Annotated in this window: 9 protein-coding genes; all 9 read left to right on the forward strand. The window is 39.3% G+C overall.

Going from position 1 to position 11095, the window contains the following annotated elements; translation table 11 throughout:
• The first annotated feature begins 76 nt into the window (after nt 1-76).
• Nucleotides 77-964 carry a YicC/YloC family endoribonuclease gene (locus tag BLR42_RS13985; protein ID WP_022760072.1) on the forward strand — a complete coding sequence of 296 codons (888 nt, stop codon included), beginning with the start codon at nt 77-79 and terminating at the stop codon, nt 962-964.
• A gap of 18 nt (nt 965-982) precedes the next feature.
• Nucleotides 983-1606 (forward strand): guanylate kinase, encoded by a 624-nt coding sequence (gmk, locus tag BLR42_RS13990; protein ID WP_026497450.1) that lies wholly within the window; start codon nt 983-985, stop codon nt 1604-1606.
• Nucleotides 1607-1629: 23 nt separating this feature from the next.
• Complete coding sequence (gene rpoZ, locus BLR42_RS13995; protein ID WP_022760070.1) at nt 1630-1911, forward strand: DNA-directed RNA polymerase subunit omega; 282 nt, start codon at nt 1630-1632, stop codon at nt 1909-1911.
• Nucleotides 1912-1929: 18 nt separating this feature from the next.
• Nucleotides 1930-3357 (forward strand): 30S ribosomal protein S12 methylthiotransferase RimO, encoded by a 1428-nt coding sequence (gene rimO, locus BLR42_RS14000; RefSeq protein WP_091819496.1) that lies wholly within the window; start codon nt 1930-1932, stop codon nt 3355-3357.
• Entirely contained in the window at nt 3341-3889 is a 549-nt protein-coding gene (gene pgsA, locus BLR42_RS14005) for a CDP-diacylglycerol--glycerol-3-phosphate 3-phosphatidyltransferase (protein ID WP_091870362.1), read from the forward strand. Before rimO ends, pgsA begins: the two co-directional genes overlap by 17 nt.
• A gap of 158 nt (nt 3890-4047) precedes the next feature.
• Complete coding sequence (locus BLR42_RS14010) at nt 4048-5736, forward strand: DEAD/DEAH box helicase (RefSeq protein WP_091870352.1); 1689 nt, start codon at nt 4048-4050, stop codon at nt 5734-5736.
• Nucleotides 5737-5818: 82 nt separating this feature from the next.
• The gene (locus tag BLR42_RS14015; RefSeq protein ID WP_091870355.1) at nt 5819-6418 is read left to right on the forward strand and encodes a hypothetical protein; all 600 of its coding nucleotides are present in this window, start codon (nt 5819-5821) and stop codon (nt 6416-6418) included.
• A 204-nt stretch (nt 6419-6622) separates the two neighbouring features.
• Nucleotides 6623-9829, forward strand: coding sequence for an insulinase family protein (locus tag BLR42_RS14020; protein ID WP_091870357.1), 3207 nt, complete (start codon nt 6623-6625; stop codon nt 9827-9829).
• An 8-nt stretch (nt 9830-9837) separates the two neighbouring features.
• Complete coding sequence (locus BLR42_RS14025) at nt 9838-10815, forward strand: hypothetical protein (protein ID WP_091870359.1); 978 nt, start codon at nt 9838-9840, stop codon at nt 10813-10815.
• The last annotated feature ends 280 nt before the right edge of the window (nt 10816-11095 follow it).

Raw genomic sequence — 11095 nt, forward strand, 5'->3', positions numbered from 1 at the left:
GAGGTGTTTCTATCAGAATTATGCCAAATAACGATAGAAAGACCGGAAGTGAAAATATTTTCGGTTAGGAGGAATTATGGTTTGTAGTATGACAGGCTACGGACGAAGTGAAGTAGCCGACGAGAAGCATAAGTTTACGGTTGAGATGAAGTCCGTAAACAACCGTTATCTTGATATCAATATCAAGATGCCAAAAAAGTTTAATGCATTAGAGTCCAAGATCAGGAATGAACTTAAGCAGTTTATTAAAAGAGGAAAGGTCGATGTTTTCATAACATATGAGGATTTTTCCGAGACCGATACAAGAGTAAGATACAACAAGGAAATTGCTGCCGAGTATCTCGAGTACTTAAAGCAGATGTCCGAAGATTTCGGTATCGATAATGATATCAGAGTATCTTCACTTTCAAAGTATCCGGATGTTTTCAGCATGGAAGATGCGGAGCTTGATGAAGAAGAGATGTGGGGAACTCTTAAGAAGGCAATTGACGGCGCCGGCGAAGAGTTTGCTGCAGCAAGACAGAAGGAGGGAGAATTCCTCCACAAGGATCTTGATGAGAAACTTGAAGGAATGCTTGAGAGCGTTGAGTTTATTACAGAGAGATCCCCCATTATTATTGATGAGTACAGAAACCGCCTTAGAGATAAGGTTAAAGAGCTCCTTGAGGATAAGGCAGTTGATGAGAACAGACTTATCATGGAGGTTACTCTTTATGCTGATAAGGTTTCCGTGGATGAGGAGCTTGTTCGCTTAAGAAGTCATATCAAAGCTATGAGAGATGCGCTTAATAAGGGCGATGATAAGGAAGGAATAGGAAGAAAACTGGATTTCCTTGCTCAGGAGATGAACAGAGAGTCCAATACTATCTTATCTAAATCAACAGATCTTGAGATATCTGACAGGGGCATAAGCCTTAAGACAGATGTTGAGAAGGTACGTGAGCAGATTCAGAATATTGAGTAAGGTAGGAAGTAAGACTTTATGAATAACAAAGGTATTATTGTTGTTGTTTCCGGTTTTTCCGGTGCCGGAAAGGGTACTCTGATGAAGGAGCTGATAAAAAGATATGATAATTATGCGTTATCAATTTCAGCTACTACAAGAAATCCCAGACCCGGAGAAGAGGATGGAAGAGAGTATTTTTTCATCTCTAAGGAAGAATTTGAGAAGCTTATAGCGGAGGATGGTCTGGTGGAGCATGCCTGCTATGTGGGAAACTACTATGGAACTCCCAAGAAATTTGTCCAGGAAAAGCTTGATGCCGGCAAGGATGTAATTCTTGAAATAGAAATACAGGGTGCACTTCAGATTAAGAAGAAATTCCCCCAGGCACTTCTTCTTTTCGTAACACCTCCTTCGGTTGAGGAACTCGAGAAGAGGCTTCGTGGAAGAGGCACCGAAACTGATGATGTCATACACGGAAGAATGCTCAGAGCAAAAGAAGAGGGACAGGGTATTGACGAGTATGATAATATAGTAATCAATGACGATCTTGACGTCTGCGTTAAGCAGATGCATGAGATAATACAGGCAGCCCATTATACGCCTGATCGCAATAAGGAATTTATTGAAGAGATTAGGGCGCAGCTGTCAGAGTTAAAGTAATTATTTTTAAATGGAGGACTAACATGATACATCCGTCATATGTGGATCTTATGAAGGTAGTTAATAAGGACGTAGAGGAAGGAAATGAGCCTATCATCAGCTCAAGATATTCCATCGTTATGGCAACAGCTAAGAGAGCAAGACAGCTTATCGCAGGTGATGAGCCTATGGTAAGAGTTAAGGATAATGAGAAGTTCCTTTCAATCGCTGTTGACGAACTTAATGCCGATAAACTCAGAATTCTTTCTGACGAGGAGAAGGAAGCACTTCTTGAAACTAAGGAAGAGGATTCTGTCGAGGAATAATTTTCTCAGGTAACCAATATGAAAATATTATTTGTATCTCTCGGCTGTGACAAAAACCGTGTTGATTCTGAAGTTATGCTCGGAATGCTGTCACAGCGGGGGCATGAATTTACAGATGATGAAGAAATAGCCGAAGCAGCAGTGGTAAACACATGCTGCTTTATTGGTGATGCGAAGGAAGAAAGTATCAACACGATTATCGAGCTTGGTGAGTATAGGAAAAGCGGAAAGTATAAGGCACTGATTGTAACCGGGTGTCTTGCTGAGAGATATCGTGAAGAAGTGCTGAAAGAGATTCCGGAAGTTGACAGGATTCTGGGAACCGCTTCCGTGGAGCATATAGTTGAAGCTCTTGATGGTGTTCTTGCAGAAAATGGGCAGGAACCTTCTGACGTAGAGCTTTCCGAAAACACTTCATCTATGAGAAGAATTTATCTGGACAGTCTTGAAAAGAAGCCTACAGGCAATCAGAAGAGAGTTCAGACTACAGGTGGCCAGTACAATTATTTGAAGATAGCTGAGGGCTGCAATAAAAATTGTACTTACTGCGTTATACCTAAGGTTCGCGGTAAATACAGAAGCGTACCTATGGAAGAGCTGATTGAAGGTGCAAAAGCACTTGTGAATCAGGGAGTAACGGAAATAATTCTTGTTGCGCAGGAGACTACACTTTACGGTGTTGATCTATACGGTAAAAAAATGCTTCCGGAGCTTCTTCATAAGCTCTGTGAGATAGAAGATCTTAAATGGATTCGCATAATGTACTGTTATCCTGAGGAGATCACTGATGAGCTCATACAGACAATAAAGAATGAGCCAAAGGTATGTAATTATCTCGATATACCTCTTCAGAGCGGATCTGATCACATACTTAAGCTTATGGGAAGGGCAACAACAAGAGCTGCCATTGCTGAGAGGATAAGCTATATAAGATCTCAGATTCCGGATATTTGCCTGAGAACAACTCTTATTGCCGGTTTCCCCGGTGAGACAGAGGCTGATCACGAGGAATCACTTTCTTTTATTAAAGAAATGAAGTTTGACAGGCTCGGATGCTTTGCTTATTCCCAGGAGGAAGAAACTGTTGCCGGAGAAATGGCAGATCAGCTTTCACAGGAGGTGAAGGAAAGCAGAAGAGATGATATAATGGAAGCACAGCAGGAAATAGCTTTTAATGCTGCCAAAGACAGAATCGGACAGGTTGTAAGTGCTGTTATCGAAGGAAGAATTGCCGACGATGACGATGATGAATACGATGGCAGTACCTATGTGGCGCGAACATATATGGATGCTCCTGATGTTGATGGATATCTCTTTATCATGAATGTTCCATATGATCTCATGAGCGGACAGTTTGTTGATGTTCTTATAACCGGTTCAAATGATTATGACCTGATTGGGGAGTTAACGGAGGGGAAAGAAGATGAAAATGAATTTACCGAATAAGCTTACTGTAATTAGAGTTATTTTGATTCCTTTTTTTGTACTGTTTTTGCTTGCTAATATCTTTGGTGAAGCTGATCACTGGATTGCACTTGCAATTTTCATTGTAGCATCGCTTACAGATATGGCTGATGGTAAGATCGCAAGAAAATATAACCTGGTAACGGATTTTGGTAAATTTATGGATCCTCTTGCTGATAAGCTTCTTGTCTGCAGCGCAATGATATGCCTTATTGAGCTCGGCAAGATTCCTTCATGGATAGTTGTTATTATTATCGCAAGAGAGTTTATTATCAGTGGCTTCAGACTTATTGCTGTTGAAAACGGCAGAGTAATTGCTGCAAGCTACTGGGGAAAGTTTAAGACTACTTTCCAGATGTTTATGGTAATCCTCATGATTGCGGATCTTGGTGACCGTGTACCTTTCTATAATCTTATAACTAATATTATTATGTGGATTGCTTTAGCGCTGACTATTATTTCACTTTGTGACTACATCATTAAGAATAAGGATGTTATGAGTGGAGACATGTAATTATTGATACTTGTGTATTATTTAATTTCGTGCTATAGTTTCAAATTGTGTATATGTTTACTGTGGGGACAACATTTTATGCTGTCCCCATTTTTTATTGAGTTAATAACGCTTCAAACGTTTAAAACTCTACTTTCTTTTAGACAGAGAGGATTTTTATGTCAAATATTTTAGATGAAATTAAGAAGAACATTGAGGGGATTTCTGAGGCAGTAACAGGTCCTAAGGAGAAAACAAAGTCATCACCTCACAGTGAGGAGAAGGCTCGTTATGATGAGGCCAAGGGTATAGACGAGAGAATTCTCCGTGCTATTTCTGAGATGGGCTTTGAGTATATGTCTCCAATTCAGAAGGCTGCAATTCCTGTAATGATGAAGGGCGTTGACATTATTGGACAGGCACAGACAGGAACCGGTAAAACAGCGGCCTTTGGTATTCCGCTTCTTCAGAAGATAGATCCTGATAACAGACATCTTCAGGCAGTGGTTCTTTGTCCTACAAGAGAGCTTGCTATGCAGGCTGCCGATGACCTCAGAAGCTTTGGAAAATACATGCATGGTGTTAAGGTGCTTCCGGTTTACGGTGGACAGGATATTTCAAGGCAGATAAGAGCGCTTTCTTCAGGTGTACAGATAGTTGTAGGAACACCCGGACGTGTTATGGATCACATGAGAAGACATACCATGAAAATGGCAGATGTTCGTGTTCTTGTTCTTGATGAAGCTGATGAAATGCTCGACATGGGCTTTAGAGATGATATTGAGACAATCCTTGAGGGAATGCCGGAGCAGAGACAGACAGCTCTTTTCTCAGCTACTATGCCTGAGCCTATTTTGCAGATTACAAGAAAATATCAGCATGATGCAGAGTATATTAAGATGACTCCCAAGGAAATCACTGTTAAGTCAATCGAACAGTATTTCTATGTTGTTCCTTCAAATTACAAGGAGGAGGTACTCACAAGACTTATTGAGTATCATCAGCCTGTAAGAAGCCTTGTTTTCTGTAATACAAAGAGAAAGGTTGATGAGCTTACCGGAATACTTAAGAACAAGGGATACAGAGCTGAGGGACTTCACGGAGACCTTTCACAGTTTCAGAGAGATACTGTTATGAATCTTTTCCGTTTTGGCCAGGCAGATTTTCTTATTGCAACCGATGTTGCGGCAAGAGGAATTGATGTCAGTGGTGTAACTGCTGTATTTAACTACGATATCCCAGAGGATATTGAGTATTACGTACACAGAATCGGACGTACAGGAAGAGCAGGAAAGAGCGGACAGTCATTCTCACTTGTATCTCCAAGAGAGATGTATAAACTTAGGGATATTGAGCGCATCTGCCACACTAAAATTGAGGAGGGTGAAATCCCTTCAGCAAAGGAAATAACAAGAGCAAAGGCCAGAAAGATTTTTGCTGAGGTAATTGATCTTATTGAAGCAGGCGAAATCACTGATTGCCTTGAATTTTTGAACGATAAGGTTGCTGAGGATGAGTATTCTATAGAGCAGCTTGCTGCCGGTCTTATGAGACTTAAGATGGGTAAAGCTCCCGAAGAGCTTGATTTGAAACCCAGAAAACGTGATATTTACAGAGGTCAGCGAAGTCGTGACAGAAGAGATGGAAGAGGCGGCCGTTTTGACAGAGATGGCAGAGGTCGAGGAGAAGGACATGGCTCCAGAGATGGCCGTAAAAATAGTGGATATGGTAGGAACAGAGATGGAAAGTACAGCAAGGACCGTGGTTTGAGAGATGCTTCTTCCATGCATAAGAAGGAATCTGCTGATAAATTCAGAAGAAATGCCAGACCTAGAAACGAAAAGCTCGGTGTAAGAAAAGAGAAATAAGATATAAATGGAAGCAGTCACATAGTATAATTTATGTGGCTGCTATTTTGTTTGATAGTAATTACAGAGTTTAGGATAAATAATGGGAATAAAATGTCGAAATGATTATCTCACCTGGGATGCGAGAGAAATTATAGAAAATAAAATTGGATACAGAGACGATACGCTTTTTCCAGCAAATGGTACTCTGTCTACTAACAAGAGAAATCCTATGGATGTCGCCATAACAGAGATTCTCAGCTGCGGTAAATATGAAATCTGTGATTTTATAATTATCCATTATGCGGATATGTTATCAAGAAGGGACTACAGATTCCTGCTGTTACTCATTGATGAGATTAAATATTCGGGCTACCCTATTTTGGATTCTCAGATGCATGTACAACTCCGCAGGATAATCGAAAAACTCATTCAGGGCTTTGACTATTGTATCTGGCTCTGTGCAGAACCTGATATCATCTATGATTATTATCTTAAGGATTATATCCCAAAGGCTGAAAAATCTGATCCGGGATTTATGGATAGCTGTCCTGAATACAGCATTAAAGCAGAGCTTTCTAAGAGAGAATATATAGAACGGTATGTTACGTCTTATAACATCCCTAAGGATTACCTGATACTTTGTGATCTGGGGAAAGAGGGTATTCTTATCTGCTGGAAAGAGGCGAGTGCAGAGGAATAAAAAGAGCTTCATGGAATTAGGTTTCCGTGAAGCTTTTTTTCAATTCTAACTTATTTTTATGTAATAAAAAGTTAATAGAAGTTTAATTGAGAGCGATTTTTATCAAGGTTAAAATGAGAGTGATTGTGAGAAATTTTAATACTAGGGATTTATGGCAATTTGGCATTCAAAAATGGTAGTAGATGAAACGTTGGAGGGCTTAGGATGAGGAAAAGAATAATAGCAGTTCTGATATCACTCAGTTTGGTTGCAGGTTGCAGCACAGCAGCGCCATCAAATGACAGCGCCGGTAAAAATGATTCAAGCGTAGCTGGGACCACGGAAAGCGCTTCAAATACTGAAGAGTCATCAGAACAGACAGAGGATACTGTAAAAGAGGAAGAAAAGCAGGAAGAAGAAGCTGCCGAAGAAACTGAAGAAGAAACAGCTGAGGACGAGTCTGAAGGAGCATCTGATGCTGAAGCATCAGATGATTCTGATAGCGAAGCTACAGGTGAAATGGCTGTCGGTGAGACATATCATGGTTTTAAATTAAATGATATGTACAGCAGCCGTTTTCTTAGCTCTGATATATATACCTTTAAGCATGAAAAGAGCGGAGCAGATCTTGTTTATACCAAGAACTCTGATCCGGAAGTGTCATTCTGTATTGCTTATAAGACTCCCTATATAGATGAAACTGATACAAATCATGTCTTTGAGCATGCAATAATTGCATCATCGGCAAAATATCCTTCTCAGGATCTTTTCTTTGATCTTGCCAATAAATCCTATAACACTTACGTTAATGCTCATACTAATCTGCTTACGACATATTATCCTGTTTCATCAATGAGCGAGGATCAGCTGATGACACTTATGGACGCATACATGAGTTGTATGGTTGACCCGGATATTTTGAAGAATGAAAAGATCTTTGACAGGGAAGCCATAAGATTTGAGCTTGATGATCCTGAAGGTGATATTGGAATAAATGGTACGGTATATGCTGAAGACTATGGCTTTTTAACTGATTTGGGAGATTGTGCCGTAAATGCTCTAATGGATAATATGTTCCCAGGACAGATTGCATCTAATATGATAGGTATGGCTGAACATCATTATGATGATCTTACCTATGAGCATACAATTGAAACCTATGAAAGATGCTACCATTTTGACAATAGCCTGATTTCTCTTTATGGAGATCTTAATATAGATAGGTTTTTGGAGTTCCTGGATTCTGAGTACCTGTCAAAGTATGAAGTATATGGAACGGATTTAAATAAATATGAAGATCCTCATGCAGAGGATGGATACGTTGAGAAGGTTGAATATATTCCTGCGTATGAAGGAGATTCTGTAGAGGACAGTGGAAGAATCTATTATGCCATTGATATGGAGGATGCTACTAATGATGAGCTTATTCAATGGGATTTTTTGACAACGCTAATCGATAATAATGCATCCTGCATGAACAAAAAGCTTATCGAAGAAGGTATATCAAATCCTGTATATGCTGCGATTTCTACTGATCTTGCAAAGCCGGTTCTTTTATTTGCCATGGACTATGCAAATGAAGATCAGATGCAGTCATTAAAGGAGATAGCGGAATATACACTTAAAGAAGTTGCAGAGAATGGAATACCAAAGGAAATCTTTGAGGCGAATATTAAGGAAACTGAGCTTGGCACTATTTTTGTAAGAGACAGTTCAAACGTTGGAGTGAGTTTAAGTGGTGTTTATAACCTATATTGGGCAAGAACAGGCAAGGTTGATTACTATGAAGAGTATGAAAGAGTACTTGATGAACTGATTGCCGACAAAGAGCAGACAACATTTAAAAAGCTTGCGGGTGATGTACTGACACCTTCAAGAAGTATTCTTATTGCATGCATTCCTAAGCCGGGGCTTGCTGAAGATCATGATAAGAAATTGGAGGATTATCTGAAAAACAAGAAGGCAGAAATGTCAGAAGAAGAGATTCAGGAGCTGGTCCAGAAGACAAAGGAATTCAATGAATGGAATGCTAATGAGTTATCCAATAATGACTTTTTGATTGATATTAAGGATCTTCCGGAATATGAGACAACATCCTTTGAGAAAAGACAGGAAGATGGAATTACATATTATCTTGGAAACGTTGATGCAAAAAAAGGTGGATATTACGATATATTCTTTGATTTGAGTACGCTATCAAAAGAGGAAATCCGAACACTGATGCTTTATTCGGATATGTGGTTTGAGGTGAATACTTCAAAGTATAATACTGATGAGCTCTCGCTTCTTGAAAGCGAATACCTGAATGGATTTGGTGTATCACTCTTTTATCCCAATGAGGAGGCAAAAGAAAATCACAGGCCGATGGTTCACATTCTCTGGAGAGGATTGAATGAAGATTTTGATAAGGCGCTTGATCTTGTGATGAATATTATTACTGAAACTGATTTAAGTGATAAAACAAATATAAAGCATGTTATTTCACAAAATTGTGAGGGCTATAACCCGGCTAAAAGCAATGCATTTTCATTGGCAAGATCCTATGCCGGGGCAGCCGGAACGACGGTTACATCAGATTCTGATTGCTTTAGTCTGGATATATACGATCCTGATTTTTATAAGTATTTTTCAGAGATTGATAATAATTTTGACTCTGAAGATACCTTTAATAAATTAGTATCTGATATAGAAGCTGTAAGGAAAAAAGCTTTTACAAAGACAAAGCTTATATTTGCATCAGTTGCAGATGAGGCGGAGAATGAAGAGGTTGTTAAAATAGCAGAAAAAACACTGGGAGCACTTACTGAGAGTGAGGAGAAAGATGGTGGCTATGAGCTTCCGGTACCGGCGCTTAAGACAGGCGTTATAGTTGAGAACTCCCAGAATTATACCGTCTATGATATTGACTTTAGAAATGATGAAAACTTCAGAGGAGCTTATGTTCCTTTCATTTATGCAGCAAGTGATAAGTATGTTGTACCTAAGTGTAGATTCCAGATGGGAGCTTATTCTGCAGGAAGCAAGGCATCACTTCGCACCAGTCAAATGACTGCTTATACGTATTCTGATCCCAATGTAAAGGATTCTATTGAAGCTTTGGAAGGTATACCGGAGTTTATTAAAACTGCTGAATTCGATGATGATGATTACAAAGGGTATGTACTAAATGCCTATGGTGAGGAAACAAGTATATATGGAATTTGGGATGATGTCATCAGAAGAATCAGAAGAGATATTCTTGGCGTTGATGAAAAGAGCTATGTGGAGACAGTTAATGACATAAGAAACACTGATATAAGTATGCAGAAAGAAGCGTCAGAGAGTTATGAAAAGATATTTAAGAATGCTGCTGTTGCTACAGCCGGCAATGAACAAAAGATTAACGCTGATAAGGATTCATTTGACGAAGTTTTGAATTATAAACTACAATAGAGCGCATGATGAATTACGAGATAATACAAAATATATTTTTAAAAAAAGCAAAGGTCCTTCGGGATGATATGGAGGAGCTTTGCAATGCTCTTAGGCTTTATGCCTATGAATTATTTTCAGATAAGACCGGTACAGCTGATGATATTGACAAGATAAAGAGCATGGTTGAATCAACCAGTCCTGTTCTGGAGAAGCTATATCAGGAATATGAAGGCTCTGAATTAAATAATCTTAAAAGCATAAATGGGACAGCTTATGATGAGACTATTTTTGATCTTTCGGTTTTTATAGCTGTGATGTGTGTGGGCTCCAGAGTATATGAGAATCTTGATCCGGTATTTTCAAGAGACATTATGCACGCAGCTTTGGACGCGGCTCATTTCCTTATGGTGCGTCAGTTTAAGGAGGCTGATGACGAGGGTGATGAGGTGAGTGAGAGAAACAGTGTGATTCTAATGAGCAGCAGGGATGATGAACTGAGTGAAGGATCTATAGCAGCACTGTTATGGGCCTATGCTGAGCTTCTTAAAACAGATAAGGATATGAGGAATGCCTACGATCATTCACTTATGGCTGGTATGCCTCAGAAGATGTCCAGACAAAAGAGATATAAGCTTAGATTGTCGGATCTGATAAAACGATTATCAATTAGTGGCTATGACAAAGCACAGAATTATATAGGATTATTGCTTTCGACCGTAGTTTTGCTTGATAGTGAGGATACATTTACAGACGAAGTAAAAAGACCTTTATATGACATGCTATATGCAAAAGCTGACGAAGCTGATGATGAGCTAAGTGCATCCGTTGCCCTGCTTTCACTTCAGAATGAGTTGGATAGTGATGAGAGACTGGGAACAGGGGCATCGCAGCTTATTAAGGTTGTTGAATACAATGTCATCGGAGCCGGTAAAAAGAAGATGACTGAGGAAGAAAAATCAGCAATCAAAGAACATATGCAGAGATTAGAGGCCAGGCTAAAATAACGTTACTATTCACGGTCTAATGATTGACTAAAAATATATAAGTGCTGATTGATGCAAGAGGTCGTAAACTCAGATTATGTCTGGGGTTACGGCCTCTCTGCATTTTGCACTAATTTCTGATTGAAAGTTTGTGGAAAATAATGGTACTATATAACTAAATAATACCAATACACGTATTGACATAAATATTGGTATGATATATAATAAATAGTACCAAGTACAGTTAAGGAGGTTGGATGAAAGATGTCGATAGTGAAGTACACAAACAAAAAGACTGGAA

This window comes from Butyrivibrio sp. INlla16 (assembly GCF_900104155.1).
GTDB lineage: Bacteria > Bacillota > Clostridia > Lachnospirales > Lachnospiraceae > Butyrivibrio.

What these genes read in the sequence shown, in the direction of transcription:
- BLR42_RS13985 (WP_022760072.1), top strand. Translation starts at nt 77, where the DNA reads ATGGTTTGTAGTATGACAGGCTACGGACGAAGTGAAGTAGCCGACGAG.
- gmk (WP_026497450.1), top strand. Translation starts at nt 983, where the DNA reads ATGAATAACAAAGGTATTATTGTTGTTGTTTCCGGTTTTTCCGGTGCC.
- rpoZ (WP_022760070.1), top strand. Translation starts at nt 1,630, where the DNA reads ATGATACATCCGTCATATGTGGATCTTATGAAGGTAGTTAATAAGGAC.
- rimO (WP_091819496.1), top strand. Translation starts at nt 1,930, where the DNA reads ATGAAAATATTATTTGTATCTCTCGGCTGTGACAAAAACCGTGTTGAT.
- pgsA (WP_091870362.1), top strand. Translation starts at nt 3,341, where the DNA reads ATGAATTTACCGAATAAGCTTACTGTAATTAGAGTTATTTTGATTCCT.
- BLR42_RS14010 (WP_091870352.1), top strand. Translation starts at nt 4,048, where the DNA reads ATGTCAAATATTTTAGATGAAATTAAGAAGAACATTGAGGGGATTTCT.
- BLR42_RS14015 (WP_091870355.1), top strand. Translation starts at nt 5,819, where the DNA reads ATGGGAATAAAATGTCGAAATGATTATCTCACCTGGGATGCGAGAGAA.
- BLR42_RS14020 (WP_091870357.1), top strand. Translation starts at nt 6,623, where the DNA reads ATGAGGAAAAGAATAATAGCAGTTCTGATATCACTCAGTTTGGTTGCA.
- BLR42_RS14025 (WP_091870359.1), top strand. Translation starts at nt 9,838, where the DNA reads ATGAATTACGAGATAATACAAAATATATTTTTAAAAAAAGCAAAGGTC.